This is a genomic window from Candidatus Binatia bacterium, from assembly GCA_036493895.1.
In the GTDB taxonomy this organism is placed as follows: domain Bacteria; phylum Desulfobacterota; class Binatia; order UBA1149; family CAITLU01; genus DATNBU01.
The window spans coordinates 1-21,120 of the sequence record DASXOZ010000013.1; the positions used below are offsets into that span (position 1 = coordinate 1).

The following is a 21,120-nucleotide window of genomic DNA, read 5'->3' on the forward strand; positions in this document are numbered from 1 at the left end:
GACCACGCGTTCCTGTTCCACTACTCGCCGCGCGAAGGGACCCGCGCGTTCCGCCTGGAAGACGACGTCAGCAACGCGCTCAAGCACGAGCGCCTCGGGAGACTCATCGCCGAGCAGCAGCAAAGGGCGCTGGCAATCAACTCGAAGATGATCGGTCGAACGACCGAAGTTCTCGTCGAGTCGACGCCGAAGAAGCAGCCGCACTGGCTGGCCGGCAAGAACGGCCAGTTCAAGACGGTGGCCTTCGAGCCGGCCGGAGCCCAGCTCGGGCAGCTCGCGACGGTGCTCGTCGAAGGGGCCACGTCCCAGACCCTGACCGGACGCGAGATCCCGGCCTGACGCCGGCGGCGACTTCCGGCCGCTGCTGATTTCCTGCGCAGTCGCCCCCGCGCTCGCGGGGCGCATTCGACCTGTCTTCTCCCTCCCCCCGTGCGGGTAGAGGCCATCCGCTACCCGAATGCACATTTTTTATCCCCGGGAAGAATTCGTGCAGTGCCCCTGACTGGTTGCACTTTTTGCCTCAGGTCGGGGATTTCCTATTTGCTTTGACGAGAATCAGCTTGTCCTCCGGAAGGGGGCGTGCCACCTTTCCCGCACCCACGAGGGCGACGTGGCCCCGCACTCTGGCGTCTGCGGGTTCAACAAAAAACCTGTCCTCAGAGAAGGGGGGATTCCGTGTTCCATCGATCGAAGTGTGTCTGCCGTGGTGCGTCAGCACTCGGTATTTTCGTCAGTTTGTCCATCCCGGCAGCCGCGATGGCCGCTCCGGTCCAGGTCCGCGCAGGTGGGCGTGACCTGGCCCAGACGGCGCGTGGTGTCGGCAAGGGTGCGGGGCTGGTTGTCAAGGGGTTGGTGCTGGAAGGACAGACCGCGGCGGACACCCTCGACCTCCAGCGCTACGACGTCTGGAGGCAGGACGCGGTGGTCGAGGTGGACGGCCGCCGCGTCACCCCTCCGGGGACGGCGTACTTCAAGGGGAAGGTGGCCGGCGACGATGCGTCGGTTGCCGTGATCTCGGTGGACGAGAGCGGCGAGGTCCAGGGCCTCGTCCAGAAGAAGGGCCAGTCGTGGCTGGTAGGCAAGGGACGTAACCAGAGAGCGCTGCACTCGAAAAAAGCCGAAGCCGACGACCTGCCGCCGTTCGCGTGCGGCAACGACGGCCTGGCGGGTGACTTGCGCCTCGGCGTCGACGAAGCCGCGGTCGCCTCGGGCGACGCGACGGCGAACAGCGGCACCGTGCTCGACCAGCCTTACGTCGCGAGCATCGCGATCGAGACCGACTACGAGTACTACGCGAAGTTCGGCAACACGACGGCCGCGCTCAATTACATGGCGAGCCTGATCGGTTATGCCGACGTGACGTACTCGCGCGAGATCAGCACCGACATGCAGATCGGGTACGCGCGGCTGTGGACCGGCGGCCCCGACTCCGACCCGTGGACGATTCCCGTGTGCATCGACACCAACGGCGACGGTGTGGCCGACAATGCTCCGTGCGGCATGAGCGATGCGCTGACCCAGTTCCAGAACTACTGGAACGCCAACATGTCGAGCGTCAACCGCACGACGGTCCACATGCTGTCGGGCAAGGGCCTCGGCGGCGGCATCGCCTACGTCGGCGTGCTCTGCCAGAACTACCAGGCCAGAGGCGGCTCGTCCGACTACGGCCTTTCGGCAAGCCTCGGCGCGACGTTCAACTGGGACGGCAACCAGGCCGACAGCCCGGCCTCCGTGGTGTGGGACATCATCGTCGTGCAGCACGAGATCGGCCACAACTTCAACTCCCCGCACACCCACGACTACTGCAACATCGGCGGCAGCGCGATGCCGATCGACAACTGCTGGGCCGGCTGCCAGACCGGCGCGACCGTTCAGCTCCCGAGTTGCGCCGCACCCACTCCGTATTTCACCAGCGGCGGCGGCGCCGGCACGATCATGAGCTACTGCCACCAGCGCACCGGCGGCTACGGCAACATCGCGATGACGTTCGGGCAGTTCCAGACCTGCGGCACGATGCCGTCGCGCGAAGCCGACCGCATGAAACAGCACGTCGTCGCGCGCGCGCAGTCGTACCCGACCTGCTTTGCCGCCCCGAACTGCGGCAACGGCAAGCTCGATGCGGGCGAGCAGTGCGACGGGATCAATCTCGGCGGCGCGACCTGCTCTTCGCTCGGCTTTTCGGGTGGCACCCTGACGTGCTCGCCGACCTGCACGCTGGTGACCAGCACCTGCTCGAACTGCGGCAACAGTGTGCTGAACAGTGGGGAGGTCTGCGACGGCTCGGCCCTCGGCGGCCAGACCTGCTCGACGCAGGGCTGCACCGGCGGCACGCTGTCTTGCAATTCGACGTGCAGCGCCTTCAACAAGGCGAGCTGCACCGGCTGCCCGATCTGCAACAACAACGGCGTCTGCGAGCCGGGCGAGAACTGCACGAGCTGCCCGCACGACTGCGCAAGCGGGACCAGCGGCGGCGCCCGCTGCGGCAATGGTATCTGCGAAGCGGGCAACGGTGAGGACTGCGTGTCCTGCCCCGCCGACTGCAACGGCGTCCAGGGCGGCAAGCCGGGCAGCCGTTATTGCTGCGGCGACGGCGGCGGCTCCAGCCCGGTTTCCTGCAACGACGCCCGCTGCACTGCGAGCGGACGCCAGTGCACGACCGTGACGAAGGCGGCGACGAGCTACTGCTGCGGCGACGGCATCTGCCAGAGCGCGGAGACCTGCTCTACCTGCAAGCTCGACTGCAGCGGTGCTGCCGAGATCTGCGGCAACGGCATCGATGACAACTGCAACGGCAAAGTCGATTGCGCCGACGCGGGATGCAGCACGACGGCCGCGTGCCAGTGCAAGGCCAAAGGGGCGGGCTGCACGATGAACAGCCAGTGCTGCTCAGGCTCCTGCAACACGAGTGGAGGCCACGCCACGTTCACCTGCCTTTGATGGACAGAGCGACGCGGGTGGCACCGCACCGGTGCCACCCGCGTCGAAATGCATTTTCCCGCGACGTTCGCGCTTCAAAAACAACTCCAGGCAAATTTGTCCCGGACCCTGGCTTCCTGCCGGGACTGGAGTTGCTTCAGCGACGAGCGAGGCCCGGTGGGTTGACGGCGCCCTCGCGCTCGTCCCACGCAAGCTCGAGCGCCTCGAGCGACGCGACGTAGTCCGGCGGAAGGGCGTGCTCGCGCGCGCCTTCGACGACGATGCTGTGGTAGCGGTGGGACGGCCGGCGCAGCGGGTCGCGCCTCTCGCTGAGCAGCGTCTCGGCCGCGACGATCGTGCCCTCCGCATCCACGTCCACCTGGATGCGGCGGTAGACGCCGGACGGAACCCCTTCGGTCATGTCGAGATGATCGTGCTGCTGCTGCGTCAGCAGGTACAGCACTCCCCAGACAGCGCGACCCGTCGCGAAGGCCAGGTTCGCGACACCGCGCTCGCCGCCGCCGATCGGGATGTCGAAACACAGCGCATAGCCGTCGAGGCGCCCGACGCGAACCTCCAGGGGCTCGATCATCCGGCGACCGCGCATCGTCGCGCGCTGCATGTTGCTGCCGTACGCGAAATACCAGCGAGAGTCGTCCACGGCGGCCGACGACGCAGCCGGCGACAGGCGGGGGCAAGCCTTCCGGCAAGCGGGAAGCTCGCGCCATGGAAAACGTCGGGCTCGGAGCAACGATCTTCCGATTCCAGCTCCCGCCGGCGCCACTCAGCTTGGCGGCCTGAGCCGCCGCGCACCCCTCTCGGGCACGCGGGGCGGGCTCGAAGCCGGCGCCGCGGAGTCGCGCGCCCGCCTTTGAACCGGCGGCCCTGCATCGCGCGCCTCCCCTTGAACCGGCGGCCCTGCATCGCGCGCCTCCCCTTGCACCGGCGGCCCTGCATCGCGCGCCGTCCCCTGAACCGGCGCCGCTTTGCGCGCCTGATTGCCTTGCCGCTCTTTGCCGTTCGGGACGAGCAGCCAGTGGCGCCAGTGGCTGCGCGCATACGGCGCGCCCAGATCGACCAGCGAATAGCTTTCGGACAACTCATCCAGCGCCGCATCGCGCCGGTCGTCGTCGTCCGTCCGGTCACTGTACCACCACACGTACACGCTACGGTCCCGCAGCGGCAGCAGGCGCCCGGCCTGGCGGGCGGGGTCGGCGTAGCAGCAACGCCTGCCGCACGGAGTGGAGGCGGTGTTCGGAAAAGGACAGCCGTAGCGTACCGAGCAGAAGCGGCACGGGAACAGCACGTCGGCGCGGCCGCGCCAGGTGCCGAACTCGCGCAGGAAGCGCGCGAAGAACATCGACGGGTCCGTGGCGTTCTCCGACCTGCTGCGCGGATAGTAGATGATGAGGCCGGCGTGCTCGTCGTCGGCTTCGTGGCGCATCACGCGGATCATTTCCTGCATCTGGTGGCGCACGATGCCGTCGGCCGGGTCGTAGTCGAACAGCGGCCGGTGGTCGATGTGGTGATCGACCGTGAAGACGCAGCCGAGCACCCACGCATCGCTGGCCGCGCCGAGCAGAAGGCAGGTTGCAACGAGCACGCGCGCCGGGATGCACAGCTGGCGCAGCATCCACAGCGCAAGGCCGGCCAGCGCGAGTACGAGGAAGAAATCGCCGAAGAACAGGCGCTGGCTCTTGACCGGTCGGGCGATGAAGCCGGGCGAATACGCGAACAGCAGCAGTCCGCACCATCCGAGCACGAGAACGGTGCCGAGCAGTGTCGGAGACGGGCGCGGCAGTTTTGCCCGCCAGCGGCCGAGACAAGCGAGAACGCCGAACACGACGAGCGAGGCCACCAGTGCGTACGGCGCGAAACCTCCGAGCACGGCCCCCCGATCGAAACGCGGGAAGAACCCGATGCCGGCAAGTGCGGCAACGCGAGCGACAAGCGGCGGTGGCGGGCGCCGCGAATCCGGGTTCCACGGCCCGGCCGACATGTGCAGCACCTTGTGAACGTAGGCGCCGTCGGATCCGAGGTTGACGACGGCGACGCCTGCGAGCACCGCCGAGACCGCGAGTAGGCTGCGCAGCACCGTCGTGCGCCGCGGCTCGCCCTTCGTTGCCAGCGCAACGGTCCGGACGCCGATCCAGCCCAGCGCGTAGAACGGCAGGAAGAACGTGAGCGGGTACGCCTGCGAGATCCACGCGAACGCGAGCGCGAGCGCGAGCAGGCCGCGGATGGCGCCGCCCTGCAACATCAGCTCGCAACCGAGCACCGCGAACGTGATCGTCGCGAAGGCCTGCATGTTGAACGCCGAGATCGAAAGGTTCGTCAGCACCACCGGCGACATCGCCAGCAGCAGCCATGCCAGGCCCTCCGGGAACGGATCGCGCAGCACCAGCCGGAAAAGCGCCGCCGCCGCGGCGACGAACATCACGTCGTAGACCACCAGCACCGCCGTATTCGACCAGAACAGGCTCACCTGGCTGAAAAGACGGTGCAGCAGCACCGAAAGCACCGACTCGGCGCCGGTGTTGTACAGCGGAAACGAAAACGGATTGTGGAAATGCAGTTCCGGCCGCGCGAGCAGGTTACCCAGCGTGACGAAGGAATTCGCGTTGAGGAAGCTGATCAGGTCCCAGTTCGTGAAGTCGTCGGAATCCCACAGCAGGCGAATCGCGACCAGCAGGGCGAAATGCGCCAGCGCGAGCCTGCGAAACCAGATCCAGCGACGCGAACCGGCTTCGCCGGGCTCCATGCTCAGCCGAGGTGACGGGCAAGGAAGTCGCCGAGCCTTGAGGCAAACCAGTCGGGATCTTCGAGATAGATGCCGTGGCCGCGGCCGGCGACGATTTCGATTTCACTGCCGGCAATGTTGCGGCTGAGGATCACCGAGCCGCCGACGCCGAGGAAATCCTTCTCTCCGACGATGACGATAGTGGCCGCCGCGACGCCGCGCAGCGCCTCGGTCAGCGGATCGACATTGAGCGAGCGCATGGCCTCGATGACGAACGCGGCGCCGGGACCGTCGGGGACCGGACTGCGCTCGGGCTTCATGCCCATCAGCTTCATCATCGCCGCACCGCCTTCTTCGCGCGCGACCTCGATGCAGTGCGAATACCACGCGGCCGTCTTGTCGTTGCACTCGCTGGCGGTGCCGATGAGGCCGAGCGCGCTCGTGCGCGACGGAAAATCCACCGCGGTCTGCTGCACGACGACGCCGCCGGCGCTGTGCCCGACCAGTGCACTGCGCTCGATGCCGAGCACATCGAGAAGCCCGACGAGGTCGGCGGCAAGGTCGTGGCGCGTACAGGGCCCCGGGGCAGCCGTCGTGCCGCCGTGGGCGCGCAGGTCGTAGCGAAGCACGCGGAAACGATCGGACAGCCGCTCGGCGATGCCGCTCCAGATCTCGAGCGAGGCGGCCAGCCCGTGCACGAACGTGACGACGGGCCGCGCGGGATCGCCGGCGATCTCGTAGCGCACGTCGAGGTTTCCGACACAGACCTGCATGCCGCTACTGCTCGGCCCACGCGCGTTCGACGTAGGCACCGTCGCGCGCAGACCATCCGAACGCCTTGATCGCGCGCACTTGCCGGTCGTAGACCGAAACGACGAGCTGCAGTGCATCCGGGTACGACGGCTCTCCGAACGGAGTGGCCTGCGCCGTGTCTTCCGCGGAAAAGTACGACTCGTGGTCCGGGTGCGAATGGTAGAACGCAAGCAGCGTGGCACCGCCGGTGTCGGCAACCTCGAGCGCACGCCGCAGGTCGTCGGGATGGCCGGAGTACGCGATCCTGGCCGTGCGCGGATAATTGGCGGGATCCTTCGCGTGCATCTCGTCCTGGATGTTGCGAATGCGCAGTGCGCGCGTCGCTCCGTCGGCGAACGCGACGACGATGCCGCAGGCCTCGTCCGGATACTCGAGGCAGCAGTGTTCGCGCACTTCGTTCATCGTCGCTGCCTGGATCAACGTCGTCATCGTCCGAGCCGGTCCCGCCGCGTCGCCCCCGCCGCCGCACTTCGTTCCTGCACCAGTGCCAGAAGCACCCGATTGGCGGAAACGTCAATGCCGCGGGCATCGCCGCGGCGGCACACCTCACCGCAGATTGCGTCGATCTCGGTCCTCCGGCCGCGCTCGAGGTCCTGGAGCATCGACGATCGGTGCGCGGCCGTGACCGGCACCAGGCGCTCGTGGAAGACCCGGCGGTATTCGGCGGCATCCTTCCATGCCAGGCGGACGCCTTCGGCCTCGGCCACCGCGAACGCTTCGTCGATCACGCGATCCATCACGCGCCGCCTCGCCGGGTCGGCGGCCAGCTCGCCGTAAGACAGCGAGAGCAGCGCGCCGAGCGGATTGAGCGCGGCGTTGTAGAAGACCTTGCCCCACAGCGCGCCGAGGATGGCCTCGCTCGGCGCAGCGGGAATGCCGGCTCGCGCAAAGCGCGCCGCCCACCGATCGGCTCCGTCGTCGTGCGCGGACGCGGGATGGCCGATCAGCGTCGGCTCGGCTTCGACGGTGACGCGCACAGTGCCGGGGGCGGCGATCTCTGCGCCGAAAATCACGCGGCCGGCAAGCGAGCGTTCCCTTCCAAAGCGCTCCGCGAGCTTTTCGACGTTGCCGAGACCGTTCTGCAGCGAGATCGCGCGTCCCTGCCCGGCAAGGCAGCCGTCAGGAAGGGAGCGCAGCAGCGGCGGGGTCTGGGAGGCCTTGCAGGTGACGAGGATCGCATCGTAGGGGCCGCACGCCGCGGCGCCTTCCGTGAACGCGGCCGCCAGCGGCGCCTCGTGGATGCCCCAGATCCCTTCGACACGAAGGCCGCGCGTGCGAGCCTCGTCAAAATGCGGTCCGCGGCCGATCGCGTCGATCCGGCAGCCGTCCTCGGCCAGCAGGCAGGCGAGCACCGAGCCGATCGCCCCGCAGCCGGCGACGAGCACGCGCTCACGGCCCGGCTCAGAAACTTCGAAGGTCGCGCCTTCTGGTGCGTCCACGTTTCGATCCTTTTCCGGCCCGATTGCCTCGCGTCCGGCGCCTGCCGAGGCCGCTCGTTTGACGCACTGCGACGCATCCGGTATGGGCCGCCTTTTCCTTCGAGGCTGGGAGCCTCCCCGTACGACCCGGCAACGTGCCCGGTATGCCGAGAGAGATTCGAATGGAACAGACCCCGAACGATTCGACGTCGATGGAGCGCTTCCTCAAGCCGAAGGCCGTGTCCTCGCGCAAGCTTGCGCGCGACCCGGGCGGCCGCCTGCTGATGGCCGAGGAGAGCGCACTGGACATCGACCGCATTCGCGACGCCGGCATCACGGTAACCGACCTCGGCCGCCGGGTACGCGTCTACACGTCCGACATGACCAAGCAGCTCGCTTCCTACATCGTTCCGGTCGAGGTCTGCCACCTCACCCCGGACCAGGCTCGCCTCTCGGACGGCGCCAAGGTCCAGATCGGCCGCCTGATCGCCAACGAAGGCCTGTACATCCGTCACAATCCGGGGCTTCGCGAAATCGGCATCAACGACCGCGGCGACGTCATCCTGCGCCAGGACGCCGAGACGGCCGAGGACTCGACGATCGGCCCGCTGCTCAACTCCCACAACACGACGCAGTCGACGCTGACCGATCGCCTGGTGGCGCGCATCGACAAGAAGACCCACGACCGCGACGTCAAGGAAGCCCGGGCCTGGCTCGAGGCGATGGCCGTGCTGTCGGACGAGAAGACGCTGAGGGCCCGTTTCCTGTCGGCCGGCGTGCAGTGCGAGCACCGCGGCAACATCGACCAGCTCTACCGCACCACGCAGGCGAATTTCTTCCAGCTGAACGACCCGGTCGCCCTCGAGCTGCAGACGGCGCTCGAAGAGCGCTTCCGCCTGCTCGAAAAACCGGTGCCGATGGTGCGCGTGATCTCGGTGGTCGGCATTCCGCCGAACGAGCGCGCCTACAAGGAATACGTCGCCCAGCTCAAGGCCAAGAAGCAGAACCCGATGACGCTCGGGTTGCCGAGCCGGCTGCGCGATTCCCAGTTCTTCGACGGCGCGTCCAAGTCGATCCCTCCGTCGTGCTTCCTGTACGCGTGCCCGCTCGAGGAGATCGGCGAGGCCATCTACGTGATCACGATCAACACGGACTACCACGGCGAGATCAAGAACCGCGGCATTCACGCCGGCGTCACCACCGTGATGTCGCGCGCCGAAGTGCTGTCGGCGCATGCCTCGTGCGCGATCCTCGCGAGCAGCGGCGCGGGCACCGTATTCCTCGGCGCAAGCAGCGCCGGCAAGACCGAGGCCGCGACGTTCTGGGGCGAACGCAACGTGCACGCGAGGCGCCGCGAGCTCGAGCGCCGCTACGCGATCGAACACAAGGGCGACCGCAAGAAGGCGACCGAGATCATGGGAACGGTCGGCTACCTCTGCCAGGACGACTGGATCCACATCGTGCCGTCGGGCAAGGCCCAGTGGGACGTGTGGCCGTCGGAGCGCTTCTTCTACATGCGCTCGCGCAACCTGCTGTCACGCGACCTCGTGCTCGCCGAATCCGAGCCGATCCTCGAGAACGCCACCGCCGACTACGGCGCCGGCGGATCACGCGAAAGCCTCGGCCGCGTCACGCACCAGTATCCCGACGAGCGGCTGCTGTACGATCCCGATTCCGACACGTACTTCTGCGACCGCGACGTCCACCAGATCGGCGCCGTCGTGATGCTCGAGCGCGACTCCGAGTACGATTTCGCGATCCGCCGTCTCAGCCCGTCGCAGGCCGTCGAGTTCCTGCTGCGCGGCGGAACGCCTTCGGGCGGCTCGCATCCGTTCTACAACGACTACACCGACCTCTCGAGCCTGCTGATCAGCCAGGGGGTCGTCGGCGACCGGCTGCTGGCGGCTTTCGAGCAGGCCAAGCGCGGCGACGTCGCCGCGCTGATGAACGGCGACGAGGCCCTCGGCCGCATCGTGCTCGACCGGCTGACCGCGCAGATGGAGATCTGGAAGTTCTTCTTCAGCGACCTGCCGGTGTTCGTCGTCAACGCCAGCTCCGGCGGCGATTTCACGCAGGACGTGCTGTGGTACGCCTCCGAGCACACCGGCTTTCTCAAGCCGGGCAAGGAGAAGACCGCCGCCGAGATGCGCGAGCTGATGAAGAAGACGTACCAGGTCGACTACGACGCCGAAGGCAACTGGGTTTCCTCATCACTGGGCGCGTGACGCACGCGCGGCTGGGCGCGCAGCGTCGGTACCTGCGCGCCGCTGGCGAGGAACACGACGCCGCCGACCAGCGACGAGGCGAGCAGCACGATGAACCACAGGATGCTGAACACCAGCGCCGTGTCGCCGTTGACGCCGACGTGCTGCAGGAACCACACGTAGCCGGCCTCGCGGATGCCGAGCCCCGCGACGCTCACCGGCACGGCGCTCAGCACCGACACCAGCGGATGGAAGATGAAGTAGTAGCGCCAGTCGACGTGCATCGAGACGGCGTTGCCGAGCAGGATCAGCGACGAAGCCTGCATGATGTGGAAGCACGCGGAGATTCCCGCGGTGCGCACCAGAAGGCGACGATCTTTCCAGAACGGCTCGAGGTCCCTTTCGATCATCCGGTTGAGGCGGCCGCTTTCGGGCAGGATGCGTCGCGCAAGCATCGGGACCAGGAACCAGCCGACGGCCATCGCGGTGCCGCTGGCGACGACCAGCCAGATCATCGGCCACGGGAGGTCGAAGCGCCCGAACAGCACGATCGCCGCGACCGCGACGAACACCAGCATCACGAGCCCCGACAAGCGGTCGAAGATCACCGTGTGCAGCGCGACGGCGCGGCGCCCGGCCGAGGCGCCGAGGTAGAGCGCGCGCACGACGTCGCCGCCGAGAGTGGCCGGGCCGAACAGATTGAAGAACATGCCGATGAAGTAGTAGCGCTGGAATTCGGCCATCGGCTCGGTGAAGCCGACCCGCGACGCGATCAGCTTCCAGCGCCACGCCGTCAGGGCCTGGCCGACCAGGTACAGCAAAATGACCACGACGACGTCGGTGCGGTCGGCGGCCGACAAGGCGCGGACCATCGCCGCGGTGTCGATGCGGCTGACGACGAGGTAGAGGGCCCCGGCCGACACCCCCACCTTGGCCAAGGGAGAGGCGACGCGCATCAAAAGAGCTCTCCCGGACCGGCGGGGCTTTGTGCTCACGGCAGACTACGCGAATACCACCGTTCCAGCGGCCGCTCCAAGCCGGCGGCCCCGGCCTGCCCAGGTCCCGCCCGCCGTCCTCGTCGCGGCGCAAGGCGGCCGGAGACCGGAAACGGCGCCTTGACACCCCGGCCTTCCGCCGAAAAAATGCCGCCCCATTGCCGGCGCGGCAATCGGGAGGCAGGACGCGACGAACGACTAGCAGGGCCAGACCCCGGCGCTGCGCAATTGGCCCGGGGACAGCCCGAGACGAACGTTCGAACACACGCCGTACGTCACCGAGCAGCACCTGGCGAAGACAGGGCAGGACCGGCGGTCCGAATAACCGCCGCGCTGGCCCGTCTTGTCCACGAGTTCCCCGTCGCCGAGCGGCGATGGGCCGATGTTCACTCGATTCAACCTGGAGGATGAAATGAAAGCACCGTTCCGTTCCATTGCCCTTTTGGCCGCAGCCGCGGCCCTGACGCTGTCGGCTTGCGCCGATCCGCAGGCTGTCGGGGACATCAAAGCGTCGGTCGAGAGGATCGAGGCCCAGCAGAAGGACATCGTCACCAAGCTCGACGCGCTCGACAAGTCGAACAAGGACCTGGCGACCAAGGTCGCTGCCGGCGCCCGTCCCGCGGCCCCCAACGCCCCGGACCCGAACAAGAAGTACGACATCAACATCGGCACCGCGCCCGCCAAGGGGCCGAACGACGCGCCGGTGACGATCGTCGAGTGGTCGGACTTCCAGTGCCCGTTCTGCGGACAGGCCAAGGACCTGGTGCACCAGATCATCGACGCCTACCCGAAGGACGTGCGCTTCGTCTTCAAGAACTACCCGCTTCCGTTCCACCCGAACGCGATGCCGGCCGCCAAGGCCGCCGTCGCCGCGCAGAAACAGGGCAAGTTCTTCGAGATGCACGACCTGCTGTTCTCGAACCAGCGTGACCTCTCCCCGGAGAAGTACGAGGAGTTCGCCAAGCAGATCGGCCTGAACATGGACCAGTTCAAGAAGGACATGGACTCGCCCGAGATCGCGGCACAGATCACGAGCGACATGAAGGAAGCGGGCGATGTCGGCGTGCGCGGCACCCCGACGTTCTTCATCAACGGCAAGCAGCCGGCAGGCCGTTCGTTCGAGCTCTACAAGTCGATCATCGACGACGAGATCAAGAACGCGAAGAAGGGCTGACCGGCTTCTCCCGGTGATTGCGGGGCCGCCCTCCGGGGCGGCCCCGCTTTTTTTTGCGATTTCGGTCTCGTCCGCGCCTGTGGCATCACGGCCCTGCGCCGCGACAGCCGCCGGCGTACCGACCAGCATCCCCGTCGATGAAAAACGCACTGTCCCTGATCCTCAAGTTCGTGGTCGCGCTGGCGATCTTCGCCGGCATTTTCGTCGAGTTCGGCGGTGGCTACGCTGCCGTGAAGACGAGCGAGCTCGCCAGTCCCGGCGCGATCGAAGTCTCCAATCCTGCCTACCCGGGAATCGTCGGTCGCGTGAAGGCCAGGCTTTCCGGTCGGGAGCTGCCGCCGCCGCGCCTGCCGTCGACGATGGCGGACGCGTGCCGCAACGCCGGCGAAGGGGCGGTCTTCGTGCGCACCGCCGACGGCCAGAGCCGCCGCATCAAGACGCTGAGGCACTGTGGCGAGGCGGCGTTGCAGTCGCTGTACGTGCAGCAAAGCGACGGCAGCTACCAGCTCGTGCCGCTTGCGCAGGCGCCCGAGAACGCGTTCGTGCGCCTCCAGGGCTTCCAGCTCGTGCCGGCCGAGCTGTCGGACCTGTGGGCCGAGATCAAGAGCGTCAAGCCTTCGGTGTTCGTGCCGTGGTTCCTCGCGGCGATGGCGATCAAGCTCGTCGGGATCTTCGCGAATATCTGGCGCTGGCAGATCCTGCTGGCCGGCCAGGGCATCGAGATGAAGTTCGGATTCCTTACGAGCACCTACTTCATCGGACGTTACTTCGGCATCGTCACGCCGAGCACGATGGGCCTGGATGCGTGGCGGCTCTACGAGACCGCGCGACTGACGAAAAAACCGATCGAGTGCACGACGGCGCTCGCGGTCGAGCGCATCATCGGGCTGGTCGGCCTGCTCGCGACGATCCTGCTGTTCATGCCGTTCGCCGGCCGCGTCACCCAGGGCCAGTCCTTCGGCGAGATGATCGGCGCGCTGAAGGTGCCGCTCGCGGGCGCGATGCTGCTCGGCGTTCTCGTGCTGCTGCAGCCCGCGTGGTTCACGGGACTGATCCGGCTCGTTCCGAACGAAAAGGCCCGGCGCATCGCGACCAACGTCGTCCAGTCGGCCACCGCCTACTCTCACCAGCGCGGAACCCTGCTGTTTGCGCTCGTGCTCGCCGTCGTCGGGCAGGTGACGACGACGCTGATGTATTTCTGCAACGCGATGTCGATCGCAGCCGAGGGCGTGCACACGCCCGAAGTGCTGTTCGCGTCGGCCGTAATGACACTCGGAACCTTCATCGCGCCCTCGGCCTCCGGCGAAGGCGTGCGCGAGCTGGTGTTCGTCTGGCTGCTCGGCAGCAAAGCGGGCGCCGTCAAGGCGTTCCTGATCGGCAATCTCGGATTCTGGATCGAGAAGGTCCCGCTGTCGGTACCGGGCGGCATCATCCTGTTGATGCGCAACGATCCGACCATCCAGGCGGTCACCCGCGAGGATCTCGAGCGCGTGACCGGGCGACATGCATCGGCGCCGACGGAGGCTTCGTGAGCGCGGACACGTTCTGTACCCGTTGCGGAACGCCCCGTGCTTCCGGCAGTCGCTTCTGCACTTCCTGCGGCGCGCCGCAGGATGGAACGGCTGCGGCCGGCCACGCGGGCGGGGCGGCGGCCAGGGCGACGGTCAGGAATGGAGTGCCGCTGCCGGCGGTGATCGTCGGCACGCTGCTGCTCATCGCCGGCGGCGTTGCGGCGTTTTTCGCGCTGCGCACGCCGACGGAAGTTCCGCGCGCCGTGCCCGGAAGCCCCGGCGGCCCTCCCGGCGCGAGCGCCGCCGCGCAGGCACCGGGCGGCCAAGGGGGACAGGACGGCCTTCCGAGCGGACATCCGAGCATCGATCTTCCCAAGGAAGTGCTCGACTTCCTCGACGGGCTCACTGCCGACGCCGACAAGAATCCGCAGAGCGTCGATGCCTGGCAGAAGCTCGCGCGCGCCCGCTACCGCGCGAGCGTGATCAACGGTTCGTACCGGGCTTCGGCCGAGCAGGCTCTCGACAAGCTGATGGCGCTCGACCCTGCCAACGCCGAAGGCCTGCGCATCTCGGCCAACCTCTCGTACGACAGCGGCGATTTCCCGGAAGCCGAAAAACGCTTCCAGGCATTCCTCGCGAAATATCCTGACGATCCGAGCGCAATCACCGACCTCGGCTCGACGCAGCTCTTCCAGGACCACGTGGACGACGCGATCGCGACGTACCAGAAAGCAATCGCGAAAGACGCCAAGTTCATGCAGGCGCATTTCAACCTCGCCATTGCGCTGCAGAAGCAGGGCAAGAAGGACGACGCGATCGCGTCGTTGCACCGCGCGATGGATCTCGCCGACGATCCCGATGAGCGCCAGCACGTCGAGAACGCACTGGCCGAGATGGAAGGGCGCGAGCCTCAGAAAATCGCCGGAGCGCATGCCGAGGCAATGGAAGAGGCCGGCGGAGCACCTCCAGGGCAGGGCGCGGGGATGCCGGGTGGAGCGCCGGGCGGAATGCCGGGTAGTGCGCCAGGCGGCATGCAAGGTGGAATGCCAGGCGGCATGCCTGGTGGAGCACCGGGCGGAATGCCCGGCGGCGGAATGCCGATGCCTCCCCCGGCTCCGGACCGGGACGTCCCGACCAATGCCACGAGCGACTTCCAGCGCGCCGCCGAAAAGCCGCTGATCATGCATCCGATCGTCGGCCCGCGCGTCGTGCGCTTCGAATGGAAGTCCGCCACCGCCGGGAGCGTGCGCATTGCGGACTTCCCGATGGACCGCATGCCGCCGTTCGCGCGCGACAAGTTCAAGTCGGGCATGGCCGCGAAGATCGGACAGATCGCGGCGACAGGCGGGATTCACGAGCCGGTAACGATCGACCTCGTCGACGACGCGACCGGCAAGGTGATGGACACGCTGCAGGGCTCCGCGGGGGCGACGCCGTGACCAGCGCCGCAAGCGACGGCCTCGCGGCTCCGTACTACCTCGCGCTCGGAGACGAGGTCGAGGTCTTCGAGGCGGCGTTTCGCCAGAAGCTGCCGGTGCTGCTCAAGGGGCCGACGGGGTGCGGCAAGACGCGTTTCGTCGAATTCATGGCGTGGAAGCTGCTGCCGCAGACCGAGGCGCGCCCCCAGTCGCTGATCACCGTGGCGTGCAACGAGGATCTTACCGGCAGCGATCTCGTCGGCCGATATCTGGTGCGCGGCGACGAGACGATGTGGATGGACGGACCGCTCACCCAGGCGGTGCGCGTCGGCGCGATGTGCTACCTCGACGAAATCGTCGAGGCGCGCAAGGACACGATGGTGCTGATCCATCCGCTGACCGACCATCGCCGCATTCTTCCGGTCGACAAGCTCGGCATCACGCTCGCGGCCCACGCCGATTTCACGCTCGTCGTCTCCTACAACCCCGGCTACCAGTCGGTGCTGAAGGACCTGAAGCCGTCCACGCGCCAGAGGTTCGTGACGCTCGAGTTCGACTATCCGCCTCGCGACAAGGAAGCCGAGATCATCGCGCATGAAAGCGGCATTCCGGCCGAGACGGCGATGGACCTGGCGCATCTCGGCGAGCGCGTGCGCGAGCTCAAATCCGGCGGGCTCGAAGAGGGAGTCTCGGCCCGCCTGCTGGTTTACGCAGGACAGCTCGTGCGCCAGGGCATGACACCGCGCCGGGCGTGCGAGGCGACGGTCGTGCGGGCGCTCAGCGACGACCGCCAGACCCAGGCGGCGATCGGCGAGCTCGTCAGCGCGATCTTCGCATAAAGACTGCCGCGGCGAATCGGGCCATGGCCAGGGCGCGCGCATGGATCGAAAGCCGTCACCTGCGCGAGAGCGCCGATGGTGCCGCAGCGCTCGCCGCCCTCGAACGTCTCGCGCCTTCCCTCGCTGACGGCATTCTCACGCGTGCCGATGCGATCGCGCAGACGTCGACGAGTCTCGCGCACGCGTTCCTGCCTCGTGCGGTTGCCGCGGCCTCCCGCGGTGAGGCAACGTACGACGCATGGCAATCCACGCTGACCGGAGTGACCGGCGACGAGGCGATGCCGCGCGAGCTGGCCGTCGCTTTTTTCCGCATCGATTCTGCAGCGCTCGGGAGCTGGCCTTCCGATCTTCGCAGTGCGTGGGTCACTGGGCTGCAGAGGCTGGCCGCCGCGTCGCGGCGTCTCGCGACCGCCGCGATCGATGCGACTGCCGCCATCATCGAAAGCGGGCGTGAACCGGACGTCGCGACTCTCAACGAATGGTCAGGCGCCGCGCTGGCGCTGCTCGACCGCGGCGGCTGGCGCAGCGAGTTTCTTGCCGAGTCCTACCTCGGAGGCGCCGCGAGCCTCGTCGGGCGCACCGATTCGCGTGTATTTCGCCTGTGGGCCGGCATCGTCGCCGTGCTCGGCAGCACCGGTCGCAATCCCAAGCCGCCGGTTCCGCCTGCACTTCTTTGCGAGCTCGGCTGCGAAGCGATCGATGCGCTGCTCGCGCTGGTCGCGACCGCCAGCGCGGTGAATGCGAAAGCCGCAGAACGGATCCTCGGGGCGACACCTGCCGCCGTGCAGCATCTGCAGAGCGAGGATGCCGCTGCGCTGCTTCGCGCCTGCGCGTCCTGCCCCACGTTCGATGCCCTGGCCGATTCCCTCGCTCTCGTCGGCGGAGTGCTGCACGGCGTCTCGCACGATGCACTGCCGTTGCTGCTCGAGCATGCCCGGCGCATCGCCGCGGACGCTCCCGCCGCGCTTCCCGCCTTCCTGCGCACGATGGACCGCGCGATCGAAGACGGCGGCCGCGAAGGCGTGGAGCTGTGGGTCTCGCGCGGTATCGAGCTTGCACGCAGCGCCGGCCCGGAGGCGGCCATTGCGCACTTCCGGCTCGAGACTCGCACCTCGCACAAGCTTCTCGTGCAGCGCAGCACGGCCGTCGCCTTCGAAGAGGTCGACGGGATGCTGCGCCGCTACCTCACGATGATGTCGCGGCGCTCGTTCCAGCTCGTGCCGGGCCCCGGCATCTGGATGCGTCCGCCTCTTGCCGCTCCCGAGGACGTCGCGATCCGGCTTCCCGAGCGCGTCGACCTGTTCGAATCGACCGACGACAACCAGGCACTGTACAAGGTCGTCGCGACGCACATCGCGGGGCGCTTCGAGTACGGCACGTATTCGCTCGATCTCGGCGAGCTCGGGGCGCGCGGATGGATCCCGCCTCTTGCGCCGCCCGCCGATGCAGGCGAAGCGAGCGATGTCATCGCATTCCTCGGCTGCTTCCCCAATCCGCTGCTGGCCTCGTCGCTGTTCGTGCTGCTCGACGGAGTGCGCGTCGATGCCTGCCTCGAGCGCGATTTTCCGGGCCTTCGCACCGAGCTCGCGCGGCTCGGCCGCCTCTACGCGGCCACCACGGTTCCTGCCGCGCAGGACCGTCACGACGAAAGGCTGCTGGAGACCCTGTTCCAGATGGGGCTTGCCAGGCGCCGCGTCGAGGAGCTCGAGCCGCGGCTTCGTGCCCAGGGCGAGTTTCTCGCGGCAAGCATCGAGCTGCTGCGCTCGCCGCAGGCCACCGTTTACGACAGTGCCGCGCTTGCGATCGCGTTCTACGGAGGCCTTGCGTTCGCCGACGCGCGCGCCGGCGACGACGACGGCGAGCTGGCGTTCGCGGAGATGGGCGGAGCGACGGTGATCGATCCTTTCGAGCACCTCGACGGCGGCGAGCGAAGCCAGAATACCGCACCGTGGCGCCCCGATCCGGCTCGCGCCGAGCGCGACGAGACTGCGGCCGAGGTTCGCCTGCAGCTGAGCGACGACGAGCAGGCGCCGGGCGGTGGCAGGCCGGTTTCCCTCGAAGAGCTGAAATCGCTGCTCGAGCGCGGCGGCGACCTGCGCATCAGCGAGGCGCACGGCAGCATCGAGGAAGGCCTCGGCCTCTACATTACCGACCTTCTCGGGAAAGTTGCCGCCGACCAACTGCGCGAGCTTCGCGAAAAGATCGCCAGCGGCGATTCGGCGGCGATCCGCGCGTGGCTGACGCGCCAGGCCACCGGCACCAGCGTCTACTACGACGAGTGGGACTATCGCATCAACGACTACCGCCGGCGCTGGTGCCGCGTCACCGAAGTCGAAGGAAGCCAGGACGCGGGCGAGTTCTTCGTCGACGTGCTGGCGCGCTCCGGCGAGCTGGTCGGGCGCATCAAGCGCGATTTCCAGATGCTGCGGCCGGACCAACTCCGACGAGTGCCGCGCACCGAACAGGGTGAGGAGCTGGACCTGAATGCGCTGGTCGAGGCGCATTCCGACCGGCGCGGCCGCCGCACGCCGAGCGACCGCCTCTACGTCGCGCGTCGCCCGGAAGAGCGCGACGTCGCAACCTTGTTCCTGATCGACATGAGCGCATCGACCGATGAGCCGCTGCCCGAGCGAGACGGCACCGCGTCCGGCAACCGCGTGATCGACCTCGCGAAGGACACGCTGGCGGTGCTCGCGCAGGTGCTCGGCGAGATCGGCGACAGCTATGCCATCTACGGGTTCTCCGGCCACGGCCGCGACAATGTCGAAGTCTACCGCATCAAGTCGTTCCAGGAGAGGCTGAGCGACGTCGTCAAAGGGCGCCTCGGCGGCATCGCGCCGAAGCGATCGACGCGCATGGGCGCGGCGCTTCGCCACGCCGGCGAGAAGCTCGCGCGTACGACAGCGCGCTCGCGCCACGTGATCCTGCTGAGCGACGGGTTTCCGCAGGACTTCGATTACGGAGACGACCGGCGCTCGAACGTGTACGGACTGCGCGACACGATGCAGGCGCTGCGCGAGCTCGAAAGGCGCGGCATCCAGACTTTCTGCATCACCGTCGATCCGGCGGGCCACGACTATCTCGGCGAAATGTGCCCGAGCGCGCGCTATGCGGTGATCGACGACATCCACGAGCTGCCGAGCGAGCTCGTGCGCATCTATCGCAAGCTTACGCGGACCTGAGAAGAAGCGCGGCTCGCCAGGCTTCGAGCTTGCGTGCGAACGTCCACGACGCGTTGGCCGGGCTGGTCGACGGAAGGACAAGGTGCAGCAGGTCCTTGCCGTGCCCTGCGGCAAGAACGTGGCGACGGTAGCACACGGTGGCGCCGCCGCCGTTGGTCAGCACGCGAATGAGGCGCGGGTGTTCGCGAAAAAAACGCGGGAAATCGTTCGCGATCTCGCTCGCGGCGTCAATGTTTGAATCGAGGCTGCCGGGGCGGCGGCATGATCGCAGCACGTCCCAGACCGCGATGCGCGCAGCAAGCAGCGCGCGCAATCTCTCTTCGTAAGCTGCATCCGCAGCAAACCCGACGATATCGCCGAGGATCGGCCAGAACGCGTTGCGCGGGTGCGCGTAGTACTGGATGGCCGCGAGCGACGCGGTGCCCGGCATGCTGCCGAGGATCAGGATTTCGCAGTCCGCTGCGGCAATCGGCGCGAAACTGGAAACGGGCGCCGGCCGCCGGCGGGTCCGCCGCGGCGCCCCGCGCACGCGTTGGCGAGGGCTCACCGCGGAAACGCCGGCGCTCCCCAGCTCGCGGCGAACACGATCTCGGCCGCCGGCATTCTCGTGCGCGCGCCGCGGTCGCGCGCGACGATCTGCTCGTCGAGCCCGGTGCCGTCGCCGGGATAGCCGATCGCGAGGCCGGTCAGCGGCTCGGCTCCTTCGGGCACCTTGTAGATCTCGCGCACACGCTCCGGAACGATCCCGATCATCTGGTGCACGAAGAGGCCGCGCGCCGTCGCCTCAACGCAGATGTTGCCGCTGGCCAGCCCGAGGTCGTGCTGGGCCGCCTTGTTCGGCTTCGCGTTTCGACGAAACGCCGTCATCACGACTCCGATCGCGAGCACCGGCGCATGCTTTGCCCACACCTGGTTGCCTTCGACGAGGCAGCCGACCATCGCGGAATGCGCGGACCCGTCGCTGCGGCGCGCAACGATGTAGCGCCACGGCTGCTCGTTGTACGACGACGGAGCCCAGCGCGCGGCCTCGAAGATCGCCCTCAGGTCTTCCTCGGACACGTCGCGGTCGGAGTAGGCGTACGGGCTCCAGCGCTCGGCGAGCAGGGGCTGGATCGTTACGTCGGGATTCGCAAGTTTGTCGCTGCTGGTCATCGCTTGCCCTTGATCATTCGGGATTGGTTCATGCGAAATCGCTCCATTCGGGATCGGTTCATGCGAGATCGAAAAGGAGGAGCTCCGCGCCGTCGCCCGTTTGTAGCTCCAGGACGGACTCGTCGCTGACGGCAGCGCCGTCGCCGACGGAAAGCGTCGTCTTGCCTGCGTTCACCGAGCCGGCCGTGACCTGGAGCCACGCGTGGCGTCCCGGCTCGAGCCGGTGCGTGATTGCTGCTGCGGGCGCAAGGCTGCCGACGAAGATGCGTGCATCCTGGTGAATGCGGATCGACCCGTCCTGCGCGTCCGGCGACACGACGAGGTGCAGGCGTCCGCGCCGCTCGTCGGCAGGGAAATTCGTCTGCGCGTAGGCAGGCGTGAGCCCGGCGCGGTCGGGAACGATCCAGATCTGCATCAGGTGCACCCGCTCGGCTTTCGAATGGTTGTATTCGCTGTGGGTGACGCCGGTGCCTGCGCGCATCAGCTGGATGTCGCCGGGGCTGATCACCGAGCCGTTGCCCATGCTGTCGCGGTGCTCGAGGGCGCCCTCGAGCACCCACGTGACAATTTCCATGTCGCGGTGAGAGTGGGTCGCGAAACCGCGGCCGGGCTCGACGAAATCCTCGTTGATCACGCGAAGGGCGCGAAACCCCATCTGCGCCGGATCGTAGTAGTCCGCGAACGAGAACGTGTGATGGCTGCGCAGCCAGCCGTGGTCGGCATGGCCGCGGTCGGCCGACTTGCGGATGCGGATCATG

17 protein-coding genes are annotated in these 21,120 nt (G+C 67.7%); 8 read left to right on the forward strand and 9 right to left on the reverse strand.

From position 1 onward, the window contains the following. Together VGK20_02000 and VGK20_02005 are read left to right on the forward strand one after the other, a co-directional pair. The coding region (locus VGK20_02000) for a tRNA (N6-isopentenyl adenosine(37)-C2)-methylthiotransferase MiaB (GenBank protein ID HEY2772804.1) at positions 1 to 339 on the forward strand (339 nt) is incomplete at its 5' end. A 396-nt stretch (positions 340 to 735) separates the two neighbouring features. Continuing rightward, the gene (locus tag VGK20_02005; protein HEY2772805.1) at positions 736 to 2,937 is read left to right on the forward strand and encodes a M12 family metallo-peptidase; all 2,202 of its coding nucleotides are present in this window, start codon (positions 736 to 738) and stop codon (positions 2,935 to 2,937) included. Between the two features lie 136 nt (positions 2,938 to 3,073). Here VGK20_02005 and VGK20_02010 read toward each other — a convergent pair whose 3' ends face one another. From VGK20_02010 to VGK20_02030, 5 genes are all read right to left on the reverse strand, one after another. Continuing rightward, the gene (locus tag VGK20_02010; GenBank protein HEY2772806.1) at positions 3,074 to 3,577 is read right to left on the reverse strand and encodes a gamma-glutamylcyclotransferase; all 504 of its coding nucleotides are present in this window, start codon (positions 3,575 to 3,577) and stop codon (positions 3,074 to 3,076) included. A gap of 123 nt (positions 3,578 to 3,700) precedes the next feature. Beyond that, on the reverse strand, positions 3,701 to 5,677 hold the full coding sequence (locus tag VGK20_02015; protein ID HEY2772807.1) for a hypothetical protein: 1,977 nt from the start codon (positions 5,675 to 5,677) through the stop codon (positions 3,701 to 3,703). A gap of 2 nt (positions 5,678 to 5,679) precedes the next feature. Next, positions 5,680 to 6,429 (reverse strand): alpha/beta hydrolase, encoded by a 750-nt coding sequence (locus VGK20_02020; GenBank protein HEY2772808.1) that lies wholly within the window; start codon positions 6,427 to 6,429, stop codon positions 5,680 to 5,682. Between the two features lie 4 nt (positions 6,430 to 6,433). Continuing rightward, positions 6,434 to 6,898 (reverse strand): Mov34/MPN/PAD-1 family protein, encoded by a 465-nt coding sequence (locus tag VGK20_02025; protein ID HEY2772809.1) that lies wholly within the window; start codon positions 6,896 to 6,898, stop codon positions 6,434 to 6,436. Beyond that, positions 6,895 to 7,908 carry a ketopantoate reductase family protein gene (locus VGK20_02030; GenBank protein ID HEY2772810.1) on the reverse strand — a complete coding sequence of 338 codons (1,014 nt, stop codon included), beginning with the start codon at positions 7,906 to 7,908 and terminating at the stop codon, positions 6,895 to 6,897. Before VGK20_02030 ends, VGK20_02025 begins: the two co-directional genes overlap by 4 nt. Positions 7,909 to 8,069: 161 nt before the next feature. On the opposite strand from VGK20_02030, the gene VGK20_02035 reads away from it, so the two are divergent. Continuing rightward, positions 8,070 to 10,112 (forward strand): hypothetical protein, encoded by a 2,043-nt coding sequence (locus VGK20_02035; protein ID HEY2772811.1) that lies wholly within the window; start codon positions 8,070 to 8,072, stop codon positions 10,110 to 10,112. Here VGK20_02035 and VGK20_02040 read toward each other — a convergent pair. Then, positions 10,067 to 11,047, reverse strand: a complete 981-nt coding sequence (locus VGK20_02040) for a lysylphosphatidylglycerol synthase transmembrane domain-containing protein (GenBank protein ID HEY2772812.1) — start codon at positions 11,045 to 11,047, stop codon at positions 10,067 to 10,069. The genes VGK20_02035 and VGK20_02040 overlap by 46 nt on opposite strands. 451 nt (positions 11,048 to 11,498) lie before the next feature. Here VGK20_02040 and VGK20_02045 point away from each other — a divergent pair, with 451 nt between their 5' ends. From VGK20_02045 to VGK20_02065, 5 genes are all read left to right on the forward strand, one after another. Next, complete coding sequence (locus tag VGK20_02045) at positions 11,499 to 12,260, forward strand: thioredoxin domain-containing protein (GenBank protein HEY2772813.1); 762 nt, start codon at positions 11,499 to 11,501, stop codon at positions 12,258 to 12,260. Between the two features lie 137 nt (positions 12,261 to 12,397). Further along, positions 12,398 to 13,792 (forward strand): lysylphosphatidylglycerol synthase transmembrane domain-containing protein, encoded by a 1,395-nt coding sequence (locus VGK20_02050; protein HEY2772814.1) that lies wholly within the window; start codon positions 12,398 to 12,400, stop codon positions 13,790 to 13,792. 143 nt (positions 13,793 to 13,935) lie between these two features. Then, on the forward strand, positions 13,936 to 15,210 hold the full coding sequence (locus tag VGK20_02055; protein ID HEY2772815.1) for a tetratricopeptide repeat protein: 1,275 nt from the start codon (positions 13,936 to 13,938) through the stop codon (positions 15,208 to 15,210). Further along, on the forward strand, positions 15,207 to 16,028 hold the full coding sequence (locus tag VGK20_02060; protein ID HEY2772816.1) for a CbbQ/NirQ/NorQ/GpvN family protein: 822 nt from the start codon (positions 15,207 to 15,209) through the stop codon (positions 16,026 to 16,028). The genes VGK20_02055 and VGK20_02060 overlap by 4 nt, the downstream gene beginning before the upstream one ends. Positions 16,029 to 16,051: 23 nt before the next feature. Beyond that, entirely contained in the window at positions 16,052 to 19,210 is a 3,159-nt protein-coding gene (locus tag VGK20_02065; GenBank protein ID HEY2772817.1) for a VWA domain-containing protein, read from the forward strand. On the opposite strand, the gene VGK20_02070 is transcribed toward VGK20_02065, so the two are convergent. From VGK20_02070 to VGK20_02080, 3 genes are read right to left on the reverse strand one after another with little or no spacing between them, the layout of a single operon-like run. Beyond that, positions 19,197 to 19,757 (reverse strand): DNA-deoxyinosine glycosylase, encoded by a 561-nt coding sequence (locus VGK20_02070; GenBank protein ID HEY2772818.1) that lies wholly within the window; start codon positions 19,755 to 19,757, stop codon positions 19,197 to 19,199. The two genes, VGK20_02065 and VGK20_02070, sit on opposite strands and share 14 nt — an antisense overlap. Further along, positions 19,754 to 20,362 (reverse strand): nitroreductase family protein, encoded by a 609-nt coding sequence (locus VGK20_02075; protein ID HEY2772819.1) that lies wholly within the window; start codon positions 20,360 to 20,362, stop codon positions 19,754 to 19,756. Before VGK20_02075 ends, VGK20_02070 begins: the two co-directional genes overlap by 4 nt. Before the next feature lie 58 nt (positions 20,363 to 20,420). Then, positions 20,421 to 21,119, reverse strand: coding sequence for a pirin family protein (locus VGK20_02080; protein HEY2772820.1), 699 nt, complete (start codon positions 21,117 to 21,119; stop codon positions 20,421 to 20,423). Between the last annotated feature and the right edge of the window lies 1 nt (position 21,120).

Coding starts and splice junctions, on each gene's coding strand:
- VGK20_02015 (HEY2772807.1), bottom strand. CDS start 5,677: ATGGAGCCCGGCGAAGCCGGTTCGCGTCGCTGGATCTGGTTTCGCAGG.
- VGK20_02020 (HEY2772808.1), bottom strand. CDS start 6,429: ATGCAGGTCTGTGTCGGAAACCTCGACGTGCGCTACGAGATCGCCGGC.
- VGK20_02025 (HEY2772809.1), bottom strand. CDS start 6,898: ATGACGACGTTGATCCAGGCAGCGACGATGAACGAAGTGCGCGAACAC.
- VGK20_02035 (HEY2772811.1), top strand. CDS start 8,070: ATGGAACAGACCCCGAACGATTCGACGTCGATGGAGCGCTTCCTCAAG.
- VGK20_02040 (HEY2772812.1), bottom strand. CDS start 11,047: ATGCGCGTCGCCTCTCCCTTGGCCAAGGTGGGGGTGTCGGCCGGGGCC.
- VGK20_02045 (HEY2772813.1), top strand. CDS start 11,499: ATGAAAGCACCGTTCCGTTCCATTGCCCTTTTGGCCGCAGCCGCGGCC.
- VGK20_02050 (HEY2772814.1), top strand. CDS start 12,398: ATGAAAAACGCACTGTCCCTGATCCTCAAGTTCGTGGTCGCGCTGGCG.
- VGK20_02065 (HEY2772817.1), top strand. CDS start 16,052: ATGGCCAGGGCGCGCGCATGGATCGAAAGCCGTCACCTGCGCGAGAGC.
- VGK20_02075 (HEY2772819.1), bottom strand. CDS start 20,362: ATGACCAGCAGCGACAAACTTGCGAATCCCGACGTAACGATCCAGCCC.
- VGK20_02080 (HEY2772820.1), bottom strand. CDS start 21,119: ATGATCCGCATCCGCAAGTCGGCCGACCGCGGCCATGCCGACCACGGC.